At 59.0% G+C, this 21,152-nt stretch carries 13 protein-coding genes, 3 tRNA genes and 3 rRNA genes; 9 read left to right on the top strand and 10 right to left on the bottom strand.

Features of this window, described 5'->3' with window-relative positions:
• Positions 1-33: 33 nt before the first annotated feature.
• A complete protein-coding gene (locus H147_RS0105995; protein ID WP_019954442.1) occupies positions 34-942 on the bottom strand; it encodes an AEC family transporter in 909 nt (302 codons plus the stop codon).
• Positions 943-1,145: 203 nt separating this feature from the next.
• Here H147_RS0105995 and H147_RS0105990 point away from each other — a divergent pair, with 203 nt between their 5' ends.
• The gene (locus tag H147_RS0105990; protein WP_162561640.1) at positions 1,146-2,666 is read left to right on the top strand and encodes a putative glycosyltransferase family protein; all 1,521 of its coding nucleotides are present in this window, start codon (positions 1,146-1,148) and stop codon (positions 2,664-2,666) included.
• Here the strand turns inward: H147_RS0105990 and H147_RS0105985 are convergent.
• The 7 genes from H147_RS0105985 to H147_RS0105955 form a co-directional block, all read right to left on the bottom strand.
• The gene (locus H147_RS0105985) at positions 2,655-3,416 is read right to left on the bottom strand and encodes an energy-coupling factor ABC transporter ATP-binding protein (protein ID WP_019954440.1); all 762 of its coding nucleotides are present in this window, start codon (positions 3,414-3,416) and stop codon (positions 2,655-2,657) included. The genes H147_RS0105990 and H147_RS0105985 overlap by 12 nt on opposite strands.
• Positions 3,413-4,144, bottom strand: a complete 732-nt coding sequence (cbiQ, locus tag H147_RS0105980) for a cobalt ECF transporter T component CbiQ (protein WP_019954439.1) — start codon at positions 4,142-4,144, stop codon at positions 3,413-3,415. Before cbiQ ends, H147_RS0105985 begins: the two co-directional genes overlap by 4 nt.
• Positions 4,134-4,769 (bottom strand): cobalt transporter CbiM, encoded by a 636-nt coding sequence (gene cbiM, locus H147_RS0105975; RefSeq protein ID WP_019954438.1) that lies wholly within the window; start codon positions 4,767-4,769, stop codon positions 4,134-4,136. Before cbiM ends, cbiQ begins: the two co-directional genes overlap by 11 nt.
• On the bottom strand, positions 4,769-5,197 hold the full coding sequence (locus tag H147_RS0105970; protein ID WP_019954437.1) for a carboxypeptidase-like regulatory domain-containing protein: 429 nt from the start codon (positions 5,195-5,197) through the stop codon (positions 4,769-4,771). The genes cbiM and H147_RS0105970 overlap by 1 nt, the downstream gene beginning before the upstream one ends.
• Before the next feature lie 10 nt (positions 5,198-5,207).
• Entirely contained in the window at positions 5,208-5,954 is a 747-nt protein-coding gene (locus H147_RS0105965; protein WP_019954436.1) for a hypothetical protein, read from the bottom strand.
• A 77-nt stretch (positions 5,955-6,031) separates the two neighbouring features.
• On the bottom strand, positions 6,032-7,105 hold the full coding sequence (locus H147_RS0105960; protein ID WP_019954435.1) for a CobW family GTP-binding protein: 1,074 nt from the start codon (positions 7,103-7,105) through the stop codon (positions 6,032-6,034).
• Between the two features lie 212 nt (positions 7,106-7,317).
• Positions 7,318-7,497, bottom strand: a complete 180-nt coding sequence (locus H147_RS0105955; protein ID WP_019954434.1) for a hypothetical protein — start codon at positions 7,495-7,497, stop codon at positions 7,318-7,320.
• Positions 7,498-7,747: 250 nt separating this feature from the next.
• Here H147_RS0105955 and metH point away from each other — a divergent pair, with 250 nt between their 5' ends.
• Entirely contained in the window at positions 7,748-11,512 is a 3,765-nt protein-coding gene (gene metH, locus H147_RS0105945; RefSeq protein ID WP_019954432.1) for a methionine synthase, read from the top strand.
• An 89-nt stretch (positions 11,513-11,601) separates the two neighbouring features.
• Positions 11,602-12,225: an imm11 family protein gene (locus H147_RS0105940; protein ID WP_245541112.1), complete on the top strand. Its 624-nt coding sequence runs from the start codon at positions 11,602-11,604 to the stop codon at positions 12,223-12,225.
• Between the two features lie 198 nt (positions 12,226-12,423).
• On the opposite strand, the gene H147_RS0105935 is transcribed toward H147_RS0105940, so the two are convergent.
• Positions 12,424-13,500 carry an FAD-binding oxidoreductase gene (locus H147_RS0105935; protein WP_019954430.1) on the bottom strand — a complete coding sequence of 359 codons (1,077 nt, stop codon included), beginning with the start codon at positions 13,498-13,500 and terminating at the stop codon, positions 12,424-12,426.
• A 1-nt stretch (position 13,501) separates the two neighbouring features.
• Entirely contained in the window at positions 13,502-14,740 is a 1,239-nt protein-coding gene (locus H147_RS0105930; protein WP_019954429.1) for an aromatic ring-hydroxylating oxygenase subunit alpha, read from the bottom strand.
• An 819-nt stretch (positions 14,741-15,559) separates the two neighbouring features.
• On the opposite strand from H147_RS0105930, the gene H147_RS0105925 reads away from it, so the two are divergent.
• The 6 genes from H147_RS0105925 to H147_RS0105900 all read left to right on the top strand — a co-directional run bounded on the left by H147_RS0105925 (position 15,560) and on the right by H147_RS0105900 (position 21,145).
• A 16S ribosomal RNA gene (locus H147_RS0105925) occupies positions 15,560-17,022 on the top strand.
• A 204-nt stretch (positions 17,023-17,226) separates the two neighbouring features.
• Positions 17,227-17,302: transfer RNA gene (locus H147_RS0105920), tRNA-Ala, on the top strand.
• 83 nt (positions 17,303-17,385) lie between these two features.
• Positions 17,386-17,462 (top strand) — tRNA-Ile (locus tag H147_RS0105915).
• 348 nt (positions 17,463-17,810) lie between these two features.
• A 23S ribosomal RNA gene (locus H147_RS0105910) occupies positions 17,811-20,644 on the top strand.
• A gap of 226 nt (positions 20,645-20,870) precedes the next feature.
• Positions 20,871-20,985: ribosomal RNA gene (gene rrf / locus H147_RS0105905) — 5S ribosomal RNA — on the top strand.
• The 16S, 23S and 5S rRNA genes sit together here with 3 tRNA genes alongside, the layout of an rRNA operon.
• 83 nt (positions 20,986-21,068) lie before the next feature.
• Positions 21,069-21,145: transfer RNA gene (locus H147_RS0105900), tRNA-Met, on the top strand.
• The last annotated feature ends 7 nt before the right edge of the window (positions 21,146-21,152 follow it).

The following is a 21,152-nucleotide window of genomic DNA, read 5'->3' as shown; positions in this document are numbered from 1 at the left end:
CTGCGATTCGGTTCCGGTCTGGGCGAAAATTCGTCAGGACGCCCCGAACACGAGCAGGATCAACGGGATGGTCAGGACGGATGCCAATGTCTGCGCGGTGACCAGACCAGCCATAAACGGTGCATCTCCCCCGAATTGCCGGGTCAGCACATAGGATGTCGGCGCGGTCGGTATGGCGAAGAAGATGACAAGCACCAGCGCCTCTACCCCGTTCAGCCCAAAGGTCCATGCCATGACGACGGCAAGCGCAGGCATGCCGATCAGGCGGAGCGTGCTGTTCGTGCCGATCGCCACGAGGTCGGACCGCAGGGCACCCGGTCGCAACGCGGCCCCCACGCAAAGCAGTCCCAGCGGCAGGCTGCCCTGTCCCAGAAGCGACAGAAGCGTTGCCGAGCCAAACGGCAGACCGATCCCTGTCAGCGCCAGCGTGATCCCCAGAAGACATGCAAGAATCAAAGGATTGCGCCCCATCAGCCGCAAGGTGGCATAGAGCCTGTTGGGCCCACCCTGATCCGCAAGGGCCATGATCGACAGGACGTTCACCAGCGGCACAACGACCGCCAGCACGACCGCAGCGCGCTCGATCCCAGCCGCCCCGGACAGGCTCGTCGTGATGGCAAGGCCAAGATATGTGTTGATCCGGATCACACCCTGCACCGCGGGGCCGAACCGGGCCGCGGGGGTCGGACGGAACCATCGCCACCCGTAAAGCCCAAGCGCGGCAATGCAGATCGTGACGAATGCGGCACCACCCAGCCGCCAGATCGCCGGATCACCCAAAGGTGCCATGGCAAGACTGCCGACCAAAAGGGCGGGAAACAGGATATAGTAATTCACCCGCTCCGCCGCAGGCCAGAACCCAGGTTCGGGAAAGCCTGCGCGCGCCATGACAAAGCCAAGGCAGATCAGCGCGAAAAGCGGCCAGATTGTCAGGATGATCATGATGTGTCTTCCCCCATCGCCCCCGCGCGCCAGCCCTAGCACCGTTGCGTGATCGGCTGCCAGATGAAATCAGGTCGCCCTCCCCACACATATTCCGACGGTTGTGGCCGGTGAAATTTGTCGCTGGCGGCGTGCAGCGTTGCAAAGGTAAGACTTGAGAAATGGCCGGGCGGTCCTGGCGCTCTGGGGAAGGATTGAAGTGCGTGCGCAAGACAGACGGGAACCGGACCGGAGCTGCGACTGACGTGCCAAGCCGTGCGTCGGTGCTGCCGAATATTCTATTCGTCGTGGTTTGCGTGCCGTTCTTTATGTTTCTTGCATGGCTGTCGGCCATGGACATGACATGGGAACACGGCGGACGTGACATCTGGCAACATGCGGCGGCCCTCAGAGAATTGATCAATAACCCGTACGCACCCACGAATCCGTTCATCGACGATGCGACGGGTTCGCGGCACTTTCACCCGTTGTGGGTCGGAGGCGCGTTGATTGCACGCGCGCTGGGACTAGACGAATGGGCGATCCTTGCTGGCGCCGCGTATCTGTCTCTGACGGTTTTGGCCTTGGGTATCTACATGTTCGCGCGGGCTTTTCAGTCCTCACCGTGGTCGCCGCTGGTCGTGTTCATGTGCCTGATGGCTACCTGGGTCGCGCCGATTCAGCATACCGGCTATATCGCGCCATCGACCCTGCAATATGCCGCCGGATATCCGGCTACTCTTCTTGTTGGTGCCAGTCTGGCCCTGTGGGGGATCACCTTGCGCGCACTTGAGCGACCCGCACTGGCATGGTGGTTGGTTCCGCTTTCTGCATTCATGTTCGCCACGCATCAACTTGGCGCGGCAATTGGGTTCGTCGGCGCTGGTTGCTTTGCCTTGTTTCATCGCGCTGGCACATGGGCAAGTCTGGTGGCTGTGATCGCCGCGATGCTCGCAGGAATTGTGGCAACTGTATTCTGGCCTTACCACAATCCCTTGGCGCTTGTGTTCCGGCCGGGAAATTCCGACTGGACTGGGGGGGCCGATTTTTATGGCGCCGACTATCTGACCGTGGCGTTCGTACCGGCGGCTATCGGTCTCGTCGGCTTGCTGCGGTCGAAACAGATCGCGCTGCTGGCCGCACTGGGTGTCTATGCCTGCGTCTATCTGCTCGGTCTTGCGGGGATCCAACTGGCCGGACGTTTCTTGATGCCTGTGACGCTGGTGCTGCAATTGGGCATGGCGCTGTTGATCCTCGATCTGATCGAGACGTCACATCATCGACCCGATGGTAAGGTGGTGCTTGGTGTTCTTGTGACGGCGGTCGCGCTGTTTCACATCCTCTTTCCGACGCATTTAGGAAGACTGACTGCCGATGACAAAAGGCCCTCGCCAAACCTTTATGCCGCCGCACAGGCCTTGACTGACGACATTCCCGATCACCAAGAGGTTGCAGCGCATCCCCATGTGGCTTGGCCAGTCGTTGCGACAGGGCAGCGTGCGCTGTCGATCCCTTGGCCAGAGCCGTTGATCGACGATCTGGCCATGCGTCAAGCGGCGACTGCGGCGTTGTTTTCGGCAGATCTGACGGCGGCCGACAGGATCGCGCTGGCCCGTGCGCATGGCGTGCGCAGCCTGATCGTCGATCCCGCGCGCCTGCACCCGGATGCATTGGCGGCCTTGGAGGATCAAGCGGTGTCTCGCGCGACCTCGGGAAATCTCAGCAGGTTCGATCTATACGACTAGCCGTCCGTGGCCATGCGCCACCTTTGCGTGGTGGGTCAGCGAATGCGGCACCTCTTGGCCGTGCCGCGCCATCAGGGCGGCATCGCCAAGGATGGCCTCTGCGACACCGTCGGCCACGATGCGTCCGTCGTCGATCAGGATCACGCGGGGGCAGAGTTCCAGTACCAGTTCCAGATCATGGCTTGCGAGCAGCATTGCCTGATCCATACCGCCCAGCAATTCGATCAGCCGCCTGCGGTTGCGCAGGTCAAGTGCGGCAGAGGGTTCGTCCAGCAACAACAGGCGCGGTGACATCACCAGCACGCCCGCCAGACAGGCCAGCCGCTTTTCGCCGCCCGAAAGATGATGCACGGGCCGGTCCGCCAGCGCGGCGATTCCGACGCGGTCCAGCGCTGCCGTCACAGCCGCGTCAAGTGCTGCCCCCGACAGCCCCAGATTGCGCGCGCCAAAGGCCACGTCTTCCGCGACCGTCGGACTGAAAAGCTGGTCATCGGCCTGCTGGAACACAAAGCCCATGCCGGGATGGAACCCGCCGGGTGCCACGGGCGCGCCGTCCAACCGCACTTCGCCTGCGGTGGCGCGGATCACCCCGGTCAGGCACAACATCAACGTGGTTTTACCCGCACCGTTCGGGCCGATCAGGCCGACGCGTTCGCCTTGCGCGATGTCAAGCGAGACGCCCTGCAAGACCTTGTCGCCATTGGCGCGGGTCAGGCTCAGGTTGCGGGTTTGCAGCAAAGATCCGGTCATGCCAGACGTTCCACTGCGAGCAGGCAGGCCGCAAGCCCAAAGAGCGCGGCCAGCACCAGCTTATCGGACCGCAGCACCGGCATCCTGTCCGGCAGCGCGGCCCCGGTCGCCCCATGCCCGCGCAGGATCATCGCGTGATAGACCCGTTCGGACCGCGCGTGACTGCGCAGCAACAGGCTTGCCAGCAGCCACCCAGTCGACCGGAAGCGCGCGAATGGTCGGGTCCCGCCACGCCCGCCGCGCAAACGCATCGCGGTTTGCATCCGGGCCAGATCGTGGCGCAGGTCCTCGATATGGCGGAGCGTCAGCAGCGCCATGTCCACCAGCAAGATCGGCAGGCCAAGACCGCGCAGCGCGGCGATCAGGTGGGACACCGGCAGCGCGCCCAGAAAAACAACGATCAACGCGAAGATCGCCACAAACCGCAATGCGATACCCGCTGCGGCCGTCAGGCCTTCGGCGCGCAAGGACAGAGGGCCAAGGCTGGCGATCGTCGTGTCCCCGCTTGTGAAGGGCAGGACCGCCACCAGTCCCGCCACCACCACCCCCGGCAGGCGCAAGGCGCGCAGCAATCTTTTTGGTGGCAGGCGGGACCACCAGATCAGTATCACGGTCAGTCCGGCCATCAGCGTCAATGCCACAGGCGCGTGCAACGTCGAAAAGCTGAAGGCGAGCCCGAGCACCGCCAAAACGCGCAGGCGCGGGTCAGCAATCGGATCAGCGCGCACCGATCATCTCGGGGTTGGTGCGGCGCAGAAAACCCAGAACGGCCGCGACGATCAAGCCTTCTGCGCAAGCCAGCGGCAGATGCGCCAGCGCCAGTGCCATGATCGCGGCGCGTTCGGCACCCGCGTCCAGATGCGCAGGCAGCCCTGCCAGCAAAACCATTGCAAACAGCGTCACCGCCAGCGCCACCGCCCCCGCGCCGGTCGCAAAGGACACCAGAGCCGCCGCCACGGGATGCGTCACATGACCCAGCCCGCGCGTCAACGCAAAGGCGCCAAGTGCGGGCAACCCAAGGATCACCCCGTTCACCCCCAGTGTCGTTAGCCCGCCATGCCCGAACATCACGGCCTGAAGCGCAAGCCCGATCAAGATCGCCGGAACAGCATACCAGCCCAGCATGGCACCCATCAGGCCCGACAAAATAAGGTGGACGCTGCTGGGCGGCACCGGAATATGGATCAGCGACGCGGCAAAGAACGCGGCTGTCATCATCGACGCGCGCGGCAAGCCTTCGCGCGGGTCCGGCTGCGCCGCGATCCGGTTGAGGCAGACGGCGGTCAGCCCCGCTGCAACGGCCCACCCGCCAAGGGTCATGCCAAGGGGCAGGATGCCGTCTGGGACATGCATCAGGCTTGCCGGATGCGGCGCGTAGGCCGGAAATATAGCGCCGTGCCGATGCACCCCCACAAGACGCTGGCGATCATCAGCGCCCGCTGCGTCCATGTCAGCCCGGCAGCGGTTGCCGGGGCGATGAACGCGCTGGCCACGCCATCCGCACCAATCTCGAGATAGCCGATTGCGCCGTGACCGGCCTGCCTGACCTGCACGGCCCATCGGCCGGGCCTGTCGTCCGGGGCGAAAACGAACCGCCCGTCAGCGTCGGTCATCCCCGTCAGCCATGGCTGCGCCGGGTTGTCGGGGGCGAATACGGCGACCTGCGCACCGGCCATCGCCGCGCCGGTGTCATAGCGGGCCTGGATGCCCACAGCGTCCAGCTTTTCGACGTCGACGAAAGCGCCGTGCGCTGCCGCCGGCCCCGCCAGCAGCAGGGCCACGATCAGGGGCTTAACGATAGTTGACAGCACAATGTCCCTCGCCCACATGGCCGATGTGCAGACCGGCAAGCACGATCTGCTGCACCCCGCCTGCGGCAAAGGCGTCGAAACCCACTGCGCCGATGTTCATCTGATCCGCGTCCCCTCTGTCCAGACGACCGAACACATGATCCAGATGGAAGGTCAGTTCAAGGTCCGCTTCCGCCCCGCCGGTCACAAAGCCCTTGCGCGCTTCGCCGACATATTCGCCGCAGATGTAATCATGCCTATCCGAACTCGTCAGGGTGAAATCCACGCTTTGTCCGTCGCGGGTCGCCGTGCCGATCAGCACCATGGACTGCCCCGCCCAGTCACCCGATTGCGCGGGGACGACGGACCATGTCACCGCGTTGTAGTGGCCTTCCGGGGCTGCGACGGTGCCAAGCAGTACGCGCCCGTCCGCATCGGTATCGGTCAGGTCGATGGTCATCTGCGCCGCGTCCTCGAAAGCGACGGTGATGGTCGCAGCGGGCGTCCCGCCCGTTTCGGCATCATAGGGCGGGTCGGTCTGCAGTGCGGACACACCAGCCAGCGTGACGAAGATATGTTCGAACCGCAATTCCCACCCGTCACGTGTCAATTCAGGCGCGACAAAACCTTCGGTCGCCAGCGCTTCGCCATTTGCGAAAAGCGCGAGGGAGCCTTCTGCGGCGGCACTTGTCGCCATTGCCAATGTGGTGGCGAAGATTGTGCAGAGCGCGTGACGATGCAGGGTCATGGTCGTCCCTTCCGGTTGCTTTGGTATGAAAAACTAAGATATTTTTCATACCCACGGGCCTTCAGCGTGTCAACGGTTCAGGGGGTGGTGGCATTGTTTTCGGGTGCCAGCCTTAGCATCGCCAGGCTGTCCTGCAGATCTTGCAGCGGGATATCGCGCGCGATCACGACGATCCGACTGGTCCCGTCGCCCGCAGGCCAATGACCCAGCGGCACGGGAGGTTCGAAAATATGCTGCACGCCGTGGAAAACGAACGGTGTCGGCAGGTCCTTGATATGCACGATGCCCTTGAGCCGCAGAATGTCGGGACCGCGCAGGGCAATCAGCGTGTCCAGCCACAGATCGAACACCTCTGGCGCGATTGGCGTGTCCAGCGTGATTGCGGCTGTCGTGATCCGGTCGTCGCTGGCGTGGTGCGATGGCGCCGCCAGATTGATCGCAGGCTGCGCAGGCAGTCGCAGACCCGACAACCCGGCCAACGGATCGGGTGCAGGGGCGGCGAGCCAATCAATCGCCTGATCATCGGTGATGGCCCGGCGCATCGCGCTGAGTCCGAACAGCATGCCAGCGGGCACACTGCCTTTGTCGGCGATGATCCGCCTTGCACCGGGGTTCAGACGGTCCAGCCGCGATTCAAGCGCGCGCAACGTCGTGGCGTCCGCCAGATCGCTTTTGGTCAGCACGATCCTGTCGGCCATTGCGACCTGCGCCTGCGCTTCTGCATGACGATCAAGCGTCGACAGGCCAAGCACCACATCGACCGCCGTCACGGTCCCATCCAGCGCATAATCAGCGGCCAGAACCGGATCGACCAGCAGCGTGTGGTGGATCGGGCCGGGATCGGCCAGCCCTGTCGTTTCGATGATGACGCGGTCAAAGTGCAATGCGCCGACCGACCGGCGCACGAGCAAACGGGCCAGCGTCTTGGACAGATCGCCCCGGATCGTGCAGCAGATGCACCCAGCTGGCATCAGGACGACATCTTCGGCAGCGCCTTCGATCAGGTCGTGATCCAGCCCCGCCTCTCCGAATTCGTTGACGACAACGGCGACGCGGCCTGCGGCAGGATCATGCAGCAGCCGGTTCAGCAGGGTGGTTTTCCCCGCACCCAGAAATCCGGTCAGCAAGGTCACGGGGATCGGTCTGGTCATCTGGCTACCGGGGTTTGGCTGCGGTGATCCGACTAGTGTTATGTTATAACGTTATGTAGGGCAAGGCCGGATCATCCGCAAGGCAGGCATGACGCGCAACCTGCCCGTGCTGTTACGACACCAGGCGGTGGTACTTTGGGGTGTCCGCCCGGTGTACTGTGCCGCTTTTGTGCGTGGCGCGCCTGTGGATGGGGCGCAATCGAAGCGAAAGGCTAGCGCCCGACGCCCGGCTCATCCTTGCCGCGTGGGTCATTCGCCGCTGTCCGCACAGGGGATAGCTGCTGGTCCAGCATCCACTCAACAAGGCGCGGTTCAAGCCTGCATCCTTGCCAACAGCCTTCATCTTGTGCGGCGATGAGGTCGATCAGAAACTCGTGCTTGCGGTCGGGCATGGATCAGTCCGGCGTGAAGGTGAGATGTCTTTGCAGGATGCACCTCGCGCAGGTGCGTTTGATATACCTGACAGAAATAATCTGGTATGTAAAGCGCCGTCCTGTCGCGCTGCACACTGCCGAGGTCGCCTGCGCTGACATGAATTTCCTTCATGATAGTCTTGTCCAACATGAATTTGTTTTCAGCACGGGTTCCGCCTAGGTACAACGTCGGCACGTCAGGTGCCTATCGTCGTTTGATCGGATTATCATGACCAAGACCTTGCCCAGATCCCCCGCTTTTGCCCAAATCGCCGCAGAGGCGGCAGAGCGTATCCTGATCCTCGATGGAGCGATGGGCACGCAAATTCAGGCGCTGGGGTTCGGAGAGGCGGATTTCACGGCCCATGGCGCTGGCTGCGCCTGTCATCCGCGGATTTTCGGGGACAAGCCTTTGCCGCAGCAGGGCAACAACGATCTGCTGATCCTGACACAGCCGCAGGCGATCGAGGATATCCATTACGCCTATGCGATGGCCGGGGCCGATATCGTCGAAACCAACACGTTTTCATCCACCAGCATCGCTCAGGCCGATTACGGGCTGGAAGATCTTGTTTACGACCTGAACTATCACGGCGCGCGGCTGGTGCGGCAGGCGCTCGACCGTGCGACGGCAGAGGACGGGCGGATGCGCTTCGTCGCGGGCGCATTGGGGCCGACGAACCGCACGGCGTCGATGTCGCCTGACGTGAACAATCCGGGCTACCGCGCGGTGACGTTTGACCAGTTGCGCGCGGCCTATGCCGAACAATTGCGCGGGTTGATCGACGGCGGTGCCGATCTGATCCTGATCGAGACGATTTTCGATACGCTCAACGCCAAGGCCGCGATTTTCGCCTGCGAGGAAATCTTTGCCGCCAATGGCCTGCGCCTGCCGGTGATGATCTCCGGCACGATCACGGACCGGTCGGGGCGGACCCTGTCGGGCCAGACGCCGACCGCGTTCTGGCATGCGGTGCGCCATGCGGACCCTTTGACGATCGGGCTGAACTGCGCGCTGGGTGCTGCCGAAATGCGCGCGCATCTGGCGGAATTGTCCGGCGTGGCCGATACGCTGGTCTGCGCCTATCCCAATGCGGGCCTGCCCAATGAATTCGGCGAATATGACGAAAGCCCCGATTTCATGGCCAGCCAGATCGCCGATTTCGCCAAGGAAGGCTTGGTCAACATCGTCGGCGGTTGCTGCGGTTCGACACCCGACCATATCCGCGCCATTGCCGCTGCGGTGGCGGGTTACAAGCCGCGCGCGATCCCCGCGCATACGCCGCTGATGCGGCTTTCGGGGCTGGAGCCGTTCACCCTGACCCCCGACATTCCCTTTGTGAACGTGGGCGAGCGGACGAATGTCACCGGCTCTGCCAAGTTCCGCAAGCTGATCACCAACCGTGACTATGCGGCGGCCGTCGACGTAGCGCGCGATCAGGTCGAAAACGGCGCGCAGATCATCGACGTCAACATGGACGAGGGGTTGATCGACAGCAAACAGGCGATGATCGAATTCCTGAACCTGATCGCCGCCGAACCTGATATCGCCCGCGTGCCTGTGATGATCGACAGTTCCAAATGGGAGGTGATCGAGGCGGGTCTGCAATGCGTGCAGGGCAAATCCATCGTCAATTCGATCAGCATGAAGGAAGGCGAAGAGGCGTTTCTGCATCAGGCGCGGCTGTGTCGTGCTTATGGCGCGGCGGTGGTCGTGATGGCCTTTGACGAGGCGGGACAAGCCGATACTGAGGACCGCAAGGTCGAAATCTGCACCCGCGCCTATAAGCTCTTGACCGAAGAGGTGGGTTTCCCGCCCGAGGACATCATCTTTGATCCCAACGTGTTCGCCGTGGCGACAGGGATCGAGGAGCACGACAACTACGGCGTCGATTTCATCAACGCGACCCGCCGGATCATCGCCGATCTGCCGCATGTGCATGTGTCTGGGGGCGTGTCGAACCTGAGTTTCAGTTTCCGTGGCAACGAACCTGTGCGCGAGGCGATGCATGCAGTGTTCCTCTATCACGCCATTCAGGCGGGGATGGATATGGGCATCGTCAACGCAGGGCAGTTGGCGGTTTACGACAGTATCGACCCCGATTTGCGCGACGCCTGCGAAGATGTGGTGCTGAACCGCACGCCGGATGCGACCGAAAACATGCTTGTGATCGCCGAACGCTTCAAATCTACCGGCGCGCGCGAAGCCAAGGAACGTGATCTGAAATGGCGCGACTGGACGGTAGAAAAGCGGCTGGAACATGCGCTGGTCAACGGGATCACCGAATTCATCGACGCTGATACCGAAGAGGCGCGGCTTCAGGCCGACCGCCCGCTGCATGTGATCGAAGGGCCGCTGATGGCGGGGATGAACGTGGTGGGCGATCTTTTTGGCGCGGGCAAGATGTTCCTGCCGCAGGTCGTCAAATCCGCCCGCGTGATGAAACAGGCGGTCGCGGTGCTGCTGCCCTATATGGAAGAGGAAAAGCGCCTGAACGGCGGCACGGGGCGCGAAAGCGCGGGCAAGGTGCTGATGGCCACGGTCAAAGGCGATGTGCACGACATCGGCAAGAATATCGTGGGCGTTGTGCTGGCCTGCAACAATTACGACATCATCGACCTTGGCGTGATGGTGCCCGCCGCCAAGATCATCGAAACAGCGATTGCCGAAAAGGTCGATATCATCGGACTGTCCGGCCTGATCACGCCATCGCTGGATGAAATGGTCCATATGGCGGCCGAAATGGAACGGGCAGGTCTTGATATTCCGCTGCTGATCGGCGGGGCGACCACCAGCCGCGTGCATACGGCGGTGAAAATCCACCCCAATTATGCGGCAGGCCAGACAGTCTATGTCACAGATGCAAGCCGCGCTGTGGGCGTTGTCTCGGCGCTTTTGTCGTCAGATCAAAAGGCAGGCTATATCGACACGATCCGCGCAGAATATGAAAAGGTCGCGGATAACCACGCCCGTGCGGAACTGGCCAAGAAACGCCTGCCGCTGGCGGCGGCCCGCGCCAATGCGTTGAAACTCGACTGGCAGGATTACCGCGTGTCTGCGCCATCCTTCCTTGGCACACGTGTCTATGAGGACTGGGATCTCGGGGAGCTTGCCCGCTACATCGACTGGACGCCGTTTTTCCAGACTTGGGAGATGAAGGGCATCTATCCCAAGATCCTGCAAGACGAAAAACAGGGCGAGGCGGCCCGCGCGCTGTTTGCCGATGCGCAAGCGATGCTGGCGCAGATCATCGCGGAAAAATGGTTCCGCCCGCGTGCCGTGGTTGGATTCTGGCCTGCCAATGCGGTGGGCGATGATATCCGCCTGTTCACCGATGACAGCCGGACGTCCGAATTGGCGATGCTGCACACCCTGCGCCAGCAGGTCAGCAAACGCGACGGGCGGCCCAATGTGGCGCTGTCCGATTTCGTGGCCCCCGTTGGTGTGCCCGATTACGTCGGCGGTTTCGTGGTCACGGCAGGGATCGAGGAAATCGCGCTGGCTGAACGGTTCGAGCGGGCAAACGACGATTTCAACGCGATTCTGGTCAAGGCGCTGGCCGACCGTTTCGCCGAAGCCTTTGCCGAGCGGATGCACGAAAAGGTCCGCCGCGAGCTTTGGGGCTATGCGCCCGATGAAAACCTCGCGCCCGGCGACCTGATCGGTGAGCCCTATCGCGGCATACGGCCCGCACCGGGCTATCCGGCGCAGCCCGACCATACCGAGAAAACCACCTTGTTCCGGCTGCTGGATGCAGAGGCCACGACAGGCGTGAAGCTGACCGAAAGCATGGCGATGTGGCCGGGGTCATCGGTGTCGGGGCTCTATATCGGGCATCCTGATGCCTATTATTTCGGTGTGGCAAAGGTGGAACAGGATCAGGTGCTGGACTACGCCGCGCGCAAAGGCATGGACGTGGCCGAAGTCGAACGCTGGTTGGGACCGGTCCTGAATTACGTGCCACAGGCAAAGGCGGCGCTGGCGGCGGAGTAACGCGCGCGGTTCTTTGTTCAGGGAGCAAGACGGGGCGCTGCCCTGGGTCCCGGAGTATTTTGGGAAAAAACAGGCAGAAGGACTAACTCATGCCATATTACGTTAACGCAGGTATCCGGCCCAAAGATGAAAAGCCAATGTACGGTGTCTATCATAAATGGATAGATGGCGATTTTGATAAGATCGCACTTTATGATCGGACGCCTGATGGCGGGAAATTGATCACTGAGTGGAATTCTGGCCGCCCGCTAAAGCCAGATAATATGCCCACAAAAACCGAAAGGCATAATGGCAACAACCACCCCGTGCCATTGCTGGGTGTCGACAGCCATTCAAGCTGCTTCTTTGTGAACCATAAGTTCAAGGATATTCTGGAAGAATTGGAACCGGATACACATCAATTTTTCCCTATTGAGGTGTTTGAAAAAGGCAAGAAGATCGCGGACTACTTTTGGTTAAACGTGTGTAACCGGCTTGATACCTATCATCCGGAACTGACCTATCCCAGAAATGCGCGTGGCTTCTTTAAGCCTGTTGAAGGCGAGGCAGCATCACGGGTGTTTTCAAAAGAAGCGATCGGCAATCACCACGCGTGGATCGACAAGTTTGCAGGAGCCGGTGGGAATGGAATTTTCATTTCCAACACTTTCGCTGACAGAATCAAAGACGCCGGTCTGACGGGAACTTCTATGCATGAGTTCAACGAAGCCTAAGCACGCAGTTTCATTTCTAGCTAGGATTTCCCTATGCCATTTCCACCAAATACGTTTATCCAACCAATTTTAGACAAAGTTCTGGGTTTTTCCGGCGGTCGGTTTGCACCCTTTCAACAGGCGCACCAGATAGGCGATACGGTGCTGCAAGACAGGACCGCAGACCTGTTTAGCGCACTGAATGTTGATGAGTGAAGATCAGACGGCGACTTCGATCCGGCCCAGCGGGTTGGAGCAACAGGCCAAGATATAGCCATCTGCGATATCCTCGTCTGAGATGCCGCCATTGTGGACCATGTGGACCTCGCCCGCAGTCTTGCGGATCTTGCAGGTCCCGCAAAGGCCAAATGTACAGCCCGACGGAATGTTCAGACCGTTCGCCCGCGCCACGGCCAAGACCGTGTCGGTCTCCGCACAGGCCGCGATTACGCCCGAAGCGGTGAAACTTATCTGCGCGCGGGTTTCCGCATCCGGCGTAACGTCGTTGATCTCTGGCGCATCGGCGGCCTTTTCGACGGGGGCCTGAAAGTTTTCCTGATGATAGCGGTCCATATCATAGCCAAGCGCGTTCAGCATGTCGCGCACCGCCTGCATGAAAGGTTCGGGGCCGCAGCAGAACACTTCACGCTCCAGATAATCGGGGGCCATCAGCCCCAGCATGATCTGGTTCAGTCGTCCGTGATAGCCATGCCAGACGCGGAAGGGGTCGGGTTCCTTGACCGTATAGCGCAGTTGCAGCCCCGGCACGCGGTTGGCGAACTGGTCCAGCCTTTCGCGAAAGATGATGTCGGATGGGCGCCGCGCCGCATGGACAAAGACGATATCGGGCATGTCGCCTGTATCCCATGCCCAGGTCGTCATCGACATCATCGGCGTGATCCCCGACCCTGCCGAGATGAAGAGGTATTTCTCCGCCGGATGCCGGTGAAAGCTGAAGATGCCCGCAGGGCCATAGGCCTTGATCTTCATCCCCGGACGTAGATGGTTCAGCATCCAGCGCGTGCCGATGCTGTCCTTTTGCGCCTTGACCGTGATCGAGATCGACAAAGGACGCGAGGGGCTGGACGAGATGGTGTAGGTCCGCTGCACCGCGCCACCGGCCAGTGGCAGATCCAGCGTCAGGAACTGCCCCGGCTCATAATCGAACCACGCCCCGGAGGGTGCCCGAAAGGCGAAGGTCGCGACATCCGGTGTCTCTGGAATGACCATGACACATTCGAGCCATTCATCGTCGCGCCACGCGGCGGTGGTGCTGATCCGTGTGGGCGGGGGCATTTTATTCCGCCGCCAATGCGGGCTGCGGGGTCAGCCGCCCTGTCATCAGACCCGCATACCAGTCCACGAACTGGATCACGCCTTCTTCCTGAATGGGGGAATAGGGGCCGGGTTCATAGGCGGGCGACAGGATGCCTTTCTGGTTTTCCTCGACGACCTGCCGATCCTCGTCATTGGTGTTCAGCCAGACCTCGGTCAGGGTTTTCAGGTCGTAATCCACGCCTTCGACCGCATCCTTGTGGACGAGCCAGGTCGTCGTCACCTCGGTTTGCGTGGCCGAGATCGGCAGGACGCGGAAGGTGATCGCATGATCGCCCAAAAAGTGGTTCCATGTGTTGGGATAGTGATAGAACAGCAGCGTGCCTGCATCGTTGAACGGCATCGTGCCCATCCGTTTCGCCACGGCGGCCTTCGTGGACATCGTATAGCTTTCGGCATTGTTCAGCAAAGGCACCCGCGCCAGCCGCCAGCCCATGTCATCCGCATGGGTAAAGCGTGACGGCAGGCCCGCCGCCTCGCACCGTTTCCAATGGGTCAGGATTTCAGGGCTGGCCTCGTTGGGGCCGGACATGGCGGCGAATTTGGGATTGTCCGAGAAGGTCCGGCAGAGCGACGGATGCGACCCTGAACAATGGTAACATTCGCGGTTGTTTTCCAGCACCAGCTTCCAGTTGCCGTTTTCGACGATGGTCGAGCTATGCGCGACCTTGGCGTCCTTGAGACCGGAGGGGGCGAGGAAGGCTGTCAGATGCTTGGCCAGATCCGCGATGGGTGGCGGCACCGGCGCAAGACAGACAAAGACCATCCCGCCCAGATCGACGCAATGGACCTTTTTCAACCCATGCGCTGCGGGATCGAACCCGTCGCCCATGTCGCGGGCATAAAGAAGCTTGCCGTCCAGACCATAGGTCCACTGGTGATAGGGACAGACCAGATTGGGCGTCGATCCCGTCGTCGCGGCGCAAAGCCGTTGGCCGCGATGGCGGCAGACATTATGAAAGGCGCGGATCATGCCATCGGCGCTGCGCACGATCACAACCGGATAGGCCCCGATCTGAAGCGTCGCGAATGCACCGGGGTTTGGCAGCACCGGAGAGGGCAGGGCGAACAGCCATTCGCGATAGAAGATGTGATCCAGATCGAGGCTATAGACACCATCGTCGCAATAAAGGTCGCGTTCGAGCGCATGCGCGGGGCGGCGCGCCAGCAAGCGGTCCAGCATCAGGGCTTGGTCAAGCATCTTACCTCGCTTTGTGCCAGAGCGGCACGTGAAGAGAACGCGCAGGCGGGTAGGGCGCTGCGCAAGCGGACATTAGCTGCGATGCAGCAAAGCAACCGCCGGAATACGACATGCGGCCAGCGAACAGCGCCGCGCGGCGCTGGCATTCGATTCCTGCCCGCAGGCCCGATTCCACGGTAGGGCGGGGGTCAGGGGCAAGACAGGGTGAAAAGGGCTTGGATACGCCACCTGTTGAGGGCTGATTCTGCCTGATCATCACGCTTTGGGTCGGGTTCGGCGTGCGAAAACGCCTTGTATTGCTGCCTACAGCGCTTGTTTTATTGGCGCTTGTCATGAAGGTTCCAAGAAAATGTGCGTTGCCGTGCTTTTTGTCGAAAAAACCACTTGCGGCTTGTGGTGAGTAACCGTAGAACCCCCCTCACCGGCGGCGCAGCGATGCACTGGCGGGGCGCTAGACGGGTTGGACGGGTCGGAAACGATCTGGAAGGTTCGGAGGCGTTAAGAAGAAAATCTGAGGTTGAAGGGCGGGCGCGCCGGAAGTTTAGGGCGCACTTGTTTCTTTTTGTCTCTACGCTGTTTGAAATTGATATATCTGAAGAGATATGTGGGCGGTTTGGTTCAGTTCGATGGATCAGACGTCTGTATATCAACGCCACTAGGATTTCGGTCCGATGATGTGGTGTCAGCTTCACTGTTTGGCGGCTTCTGGTAACTTTGGTTACTGAAGCACGAGAACAGAGAAACGCCATATGGTTTCAGTAAGGCCATATGGTGATGTGCAGAGGTTCGAACGTCAAGGATAGCGCAGCGATGTGCTTTCAACTTGAGAGTTTGATCCTGGCTCAGAACGAACGCTGGCGGCAGGCCTAACACATGCAAGTCGAGCGAGACCTTCGGGTCTAGCGGCGGACGGGTTAGTAACGCGTGGGAATATGCCCTTCACTACGGAATAGCCTCGGGAAACTGGGAGTAATACCGTATACGCCCTTTGGGGGAAAGATTTATCGGTGAAGGATTAGCCCGCGTCTGATTAGATAGTTGGTGGGGTAATGGCCTACCAAGTCTACGATCAGTAGCTGGTTTGAGAGGATGATCAGCAACACTGGGACTGAGACACGGCCCAGACTCCTACGGGAGGCAGCAGTGGGGAATCTTAGACAATGGGCGCAAGCCTGATCTAGCCATGCCGCGTGAGTGACGAAGGCCTTAGGGTCGTAAAGCTCTTTCGCCAGAGATGATAATGACAGTATCTGGTAAAGAAACCCCGGCTAACTCCGTGCCAGCAGCCGCGGTAATACGGAGGGGGTTAGCGTTGTTCGGAATTACTGGGCGTAAAGCGCACGTAGGCGGATTGGAAAGTATGGGGTGAAATCCCAGGGCTCAACCCTGGAACTGCCTTGTAAACTCCCAGTCTAGAGTTCGAGAGAGGTGAGTGGAATTCCAAGTGTAGAGGTGAAATTCGTAGATATTTGGAGGAACACCAGTGGCGAAGGCGGCTCACTGGCTCGATACTGACGCTGAGGTGCGAAAGTGTGGGGAGCAAACAGGATTAGATACCCTGGTAGTCCACACCGTAAACGATGAATGCCAGACGTCGGGGGGCTTGCCCTTCGGTGTCACACCTAACGGATTAAGCATTCCGCCTGGGGAGTACGGTCGCAAGATTAAAACTCAAAGGAATTGACGGGGGCCCGCACAAGCGGTGGAGCATGTGGTTTAATTCGAAGCAACGCGCAGAACCTTACCAACCCTTGACATCCTCTGACCGCCTGGGAGACCAGGTTTTCTCGTAAGAGACAGAGTGACAGGTGCTGCATGGCTGTCGTCAGCTCGTGTCGTGAGATGTTCGGTTAAGTCCGGCAACGAGCGCAACCCACATCTTTAGTTGCCATCATTCAGTTGGGCACTCTAGAGAAACTGCCCGTGATAAGCGGGAGGAAGGTGTGGATGACGTCAAGTCCTCATGGCCCTTACGGGTTGGGCTACACACGTGCTACAATGGCATCTACAATGGGTTAATCTCCAAAAGATGTCTCAGTTCGGATTGGGGTCTGCAACTCGACCCCATGAAGTCGGAATCGCTAGTAATCGCGTAACAGCATGACGCGGTGAATACGTTCCCGGGCCTTGTACACACCGCCCGTCACACCATGGGAGTTGGGTTTACCCGAAGGCCGTGCGCCAACCAGCAATGGGGGCAGCGGACCACGGTGAGCTCAGCGACTGGGGTGAAGTCGTAACAAGGTAGCCGTAGGGGAACCTGCGGCTGGATCACCTCCTTTCTAAGGATGTTTCTAGTATGATTTATGCGAGACCAACGCGCTCAAGTAGCGAAGCGTCAGCGCATGGAAAATCGTGAAACACTTAGCAGTCGGCAAACAAAGCCGGCATAACAGGCACTGCTTTTCCTTGCAGTGACCTGGAGCCAGGCCGTCCTCATATCTCTTCAGTTTGCAGTTTCGCTCAGTCGGCGAAACGCACCGTTTGGGGCGTTAGCTCAGCTGGGAGAGCACCTGCTTTGCAAGCAGGGGGTCATCGGTTCGATCCCGATACGCTCCACCATTTCTGGAGCATATCGTCACCTTAGGCAGCGCGCCTTCGGCGCGACACGCTCCACCACTGAAGTCTCTGACTTCAACCTCGTTGGGTCGGTAGCTCAGGTGGTTAGAGCGCACGCCTGATAAGCGTGAGGTCGGAGGTTCAAGTCCTCCTCGACCCACCAACAACTTGCATGACAGTTTGACCGTAAAGCAGCCTTGGCTGTTTTGCCGTCCAACTGGACGACTTGGCCTTCGGGTCATTTGACATCGTATAGAGAGATACAACATCAGAATAGAGGCGCCCCGCGTGAGGGGTGGCCAGACAGGCTGAGGTTCCGCATGGAACCTTTGACGCCTCGAAAATCTATTTTGTTCCAAGTCAAGTACACTAACCGGAGCAACAGTAATGTTGCTCGAACGATGCCAGTTGCTGAACCAGCGGCTGGCGTTGCAATGTATGCATTTTGATTAAGGGCCCTTTTGATACAAAAGGGAGGGCCCACAGAAGAAGCCTTGCTTTTTCTGGATCAAATCAAGCGCGAAAAGGGCGTTTGGTGGATGCCTTGGCAGTAAGAGGCGATGAAGGACGTGATACTCTGCGATAAGCCATGGGGAGCTGAGAATAAGCTTTGATCCATGGATTTCCGAATGGGGCAACCCACCTGATTGTTTGTTATTATTGCTCTTCGGAGCAGCTAATAATGAGCAAAACCAGGTATTTGTAGACTGAATACATAGGTTTACAAAAGCAAACCCGGGGAACTGAAACATCTAAGTACCCGGAGGAAAGGAAATCAACAGATACTCCCCTAGTAGCGGCGAGCGAACGGGGACCAGCCGAGCCATGAATGTGATTAGAATGTGTTGGAAAGCACAACCAGAGTGGGTGACAGTCCCGTATAAGAAGCATGATTGGACGTATTAAGTAGGGCGGAACACGTGAAATTCTGTCTGAACATCGGAGGACCACCTTCGAAGGCTAAGTACTCCTTACTGACCGATAGCGAACCAGTACCGTGAGGGAAAGGTGAAAAGCACCCCGACGAGGGGAGTGAAACAGTACCTGAAACCGAACGCCTACAATCAGTTGGAGGGTCCTTGAGACCTGACAGCGTACCTTTTGTATAATGGGTCATCGACTTAGTGTATCTAGCAAGCTTAAGCCGTTAGGTGTAGGCGCAGCGAAAGCGAGTCTGAATAGGGCGATTGAGTTAGATGCATTAGACCCGAAACCGAGTGATCTAGGCATGTCCAGGATGAAGGTTAGGTAACACTAACTGGAGGTCCGAACCCACACCTGTTGAAAAAGGTCGGGATGAGGTGTGCCTAGGGGTGAAAGGCCAATCAAACTCGGAGATAGCTGGTTCTCTGCGAAATCTATTTAGGTAGAGCGTCGGACGAATACCCTCGGGGGTAGAGCACTGGATGGGTAATGGGGACTCACCGTCTTACTGATCCTAACCAAACTCCGAATACCGAGGAGTAATATCCGGCAGACACACAGCGGGTGCTAACGTCCGTTGTGAAGAGGGAAACAACCCTAACCTACGACTAAGGCCCCTAATTCATGGCTAAGTGGGAAAGCAAGTGGGACGACCAAAACAACCAGGAGGTTGGCTTAGAAGCAGCCATCCTTTAAAGATAGCGTAACAGCTCACTGGTCTAAATAAGTTGTCCTGCGGCGAAGATGTAACGGGGCTCAAGCCATGAGCCGAAGTCTGGGATGCAATTTATTGCATGGTAGCAGAGCGTAGTGTGACATAGTTCCAAGCGTCTTTAATGCCCTTCGGGGTATATTGGACGCAGGGAGCTTTCTGTGAAGCCGGCCTGTGAGGGATCCGGTGGAGAGATCACTAGTGAGAATGATGACATGAGTAGCGACAAAGGGAGTGAGAGACTCCCTCGCCGAAAGTCCAAGGGTTCCTGCTTAAAGCTAATCTGAGCAGGGTAAGCCGACCCCTAAGGCGAGGCCGAAAGGCGTAGTCGATGGGAACCAGGTTAATATTCCTGGGCCAGGAGGATGTGACGGATCTCGAAGATTGTTTCCCCTTATCGGATTGGGGAGGCCGTTTAGAGGTTCCTGGAAATAGCCCTCCGCTAGATCGTACCCTAAACCGACACAGGTGGACTGGTAGAGAATACCAAGGCGCTTGAGAGAACCACATTTAAGGAACTCGGCAAAATACCTCCGTAAGTTCGCGAGAAGGAGGCCCGTTCAGAACGCAAGTTTTGGGCGGGGGCACAAACCAGGGGGTGGCGACTGTTTACTAAAAACACAGGGCTCTGCGAAGTCGTAAGACGACGTATAGGGTCTGACGCCTGCCCGGTGCCTGAAGGTTAAAAGGAGGAGTGCAAGCTCCGAATTGAAGCCCAGGTAAACGGCGGCCGTAACTATAACGGTCCTAAGGTAGCGAAATTCCTTGTCGGGTAAGTTCCGACCTGCACGAATGGCGTAACGACTTCCCCGCTGTCTCAAATGTGGACTCAGCGAAATTGAATTTCCTGTCAAGATGCAGGATACCCGCGGTTAGACGGAAAGACCCCATGCACCTTTACTATAGCTTCGCATTGGCATCAGGCACGATATGTGCAGGATAGGTGGTAGGCTTTGAAGCAGGGACGCCAGTTCCTGTGGAGCCTCCCTTGAGATACCACCCTTATCTTGCTTGATGTCTAACCGCGGCCCGTTATCCGGGTCCGGGACCCTGCGTGGTGGGTAGTTTGACTGGGGCGGTCGCCTCCCAAATTGTAACGGAGGCGCGCGAAGGTTGGCTCAGAGCGGTCGGAAATCGCTCGTTGAGTGCAATGGCAGAAGCCAGCCTGACTGCGAGACTGACAAGTCGAGCAGAGTCGAAAGACGGCCATAGTGATCCGGTGGTCCCGAGTGGAAGGGCCATCGCTCAACGGATAAAAGGTACGCTGGGGATAACAGGCTGATGGTGCCCAAGAGTCCATATCGACGGCACCGTTTGGCACCTCGATGTCGGCTCATCTCATCCTGGGGCTGGAGCAGGTCCCAAGGGTACGGCTGTTCGCCGTTTAAAGAGGTACGTGAGCTGGGTTTAGAACGTCGTGAGACAGTTCGGTCCCTATCTTCCGTGGGTGTAGGATACTTGAGAAGAGTTGCCCCTAGTACGAGAGGACCGGGGTGAACGATCCACTGGTGGACCTGTTGTCGTGCCAACGGCAGTGCAGGGTAGCTATGATCGGACAGGATAACCGCTGAAGGCATCTAAGCGGGAAGCCCCCTTCAAAACAAGGTATCCCTGAGGGCCGAGGTAGACCACCTCGTCGATAGGCCAGAGATGTAAGCGCGGCAACGCGTTCAGTTGACTGGTACTAATTGCCCGATAGGCTTGATTTGATCCAGTAATAGTAAGACTGGCGAAAAATCAGGATACATACACAAACACCAACAGTCGTATAAGACTTGGAACAAACAGAACGCCCGGTAGCTCGGGGCACCTTAACCAACACCATTGGAAAGAGGTGCCTCACAGCAACTGAGTGAGCTGCACATTTGCTACGCAAACGTGCCTTGCTCACCCAGATCGAAACCGGGTCGCTTTGATCTGGCGTTGTTTTTTTGGTTTGGTGGTCATAGCGCGAGCAAAACACCCGATCCCATCCCGAACTCGGCCGTTAAGTGCCGCAGCGCTGATGGTACTGCGTCTTAAGACGTGGGAGAGTAAGTCACTGCCAAACCTAATAAACATCGCAAAGCTTGCCTCACAGCAAGCGTATCTCTCTTACGATGCACCTAACCATAATTAGGTGCGCCACAATGGCGCGGGATGGAGCAGCCCGGTAGCTCGTCAGGCTCATAACCTGAAGGTCGTAGGTTCAAATCCTACTCCCGCAACCAAAAAACA

It is taken from the genome of Yoonia vestfoldensis DSM 16212 (assembly GCF_000382265.1).
In the GTDB taxonomy this organism is placed as follows: Bacteria; Pseudomonadota; Alphaproteobacteria; order Rhodobacterales; family Rhodobacteraceae; genus Yoonia; species Yoonia vestfoldensis.
The sequence above is the reverse complement of the archived record's forward strand: the minus strand, read 5'-3'. Positions and strand labels throughout refer to the sequence as shown.

Bases quoted from the DNA above. Each gene is read 5' to 3' on its own strand.
- H147_RS0105995 (WP_019954442.1), bottom strand. From the start codon at position 942: ATGATCATCCTGACAATCTGGCCGCTTTTCGCGCTGATCTGCCTTGGC.
- H147_RS0105985 (WP_019954440.1), bottom strand. From the start codon at position 3,416: ATGACCGGATCTTTGCTGCAAACCCGCAACCTGAGCCTGACCCGCGCC.
- cbiM (WP_019954438.1), bottom strand. From the start codon at position 4,769: ATGCATGTCCCAGACGGCATCCTGCCCCTTGGCATGACCCTTGGCGGG.
- H147_RS0105965 (WP_019954436.1), bottom strand. From the start codon at position 5,954: ATGACCCTGCATCGTCACGCGCTCTGCACAATCTTCGCCACCACATTG.
- H147_RS0105960 (WP_019954435.1), bottom strand. From the start codon at position 7,105: ATGACCAGACCGATCCCCGTGACCTTGCTGACCGGATTTCTGGGTGCG.
- H147_RS0105955 (WP_019954434.1), bottom strand. From the start codon at position 7,497: ATGCCCGACCGCAAGCACGAGTTTCTGATCGACCTCATCGCCGCACAA.
- metH (WP_019954432.1), top strand. From the start codon at position 7,748: ATGACCAAGACCTTGCCCAGATCCCCCGCTTTTGCCCAAATCGCCGCA.
- H147_RS0105940 (WP_245541112.1), top strand. From the start codon at position 11,602: ATGCCATATTACGTTAACGCAGGTATCCGGCCCAAAGATGAAAAGCCA.
- H147_RS0105935 (WP_019954430.1), bottom strand. From the start codon at position 13,500: ATGCCCCCGCCCACACGGATCAGCACCACCGCCGCGTGGCGCGACGAT.
- H147_RS0105930 (WP_019954429.1), bottom strand. From the start codon at position 14,740: ATGCTTGACCAAGCCCTGATGCTGGACCGCTTGCTGGCGCGCCGCCCC.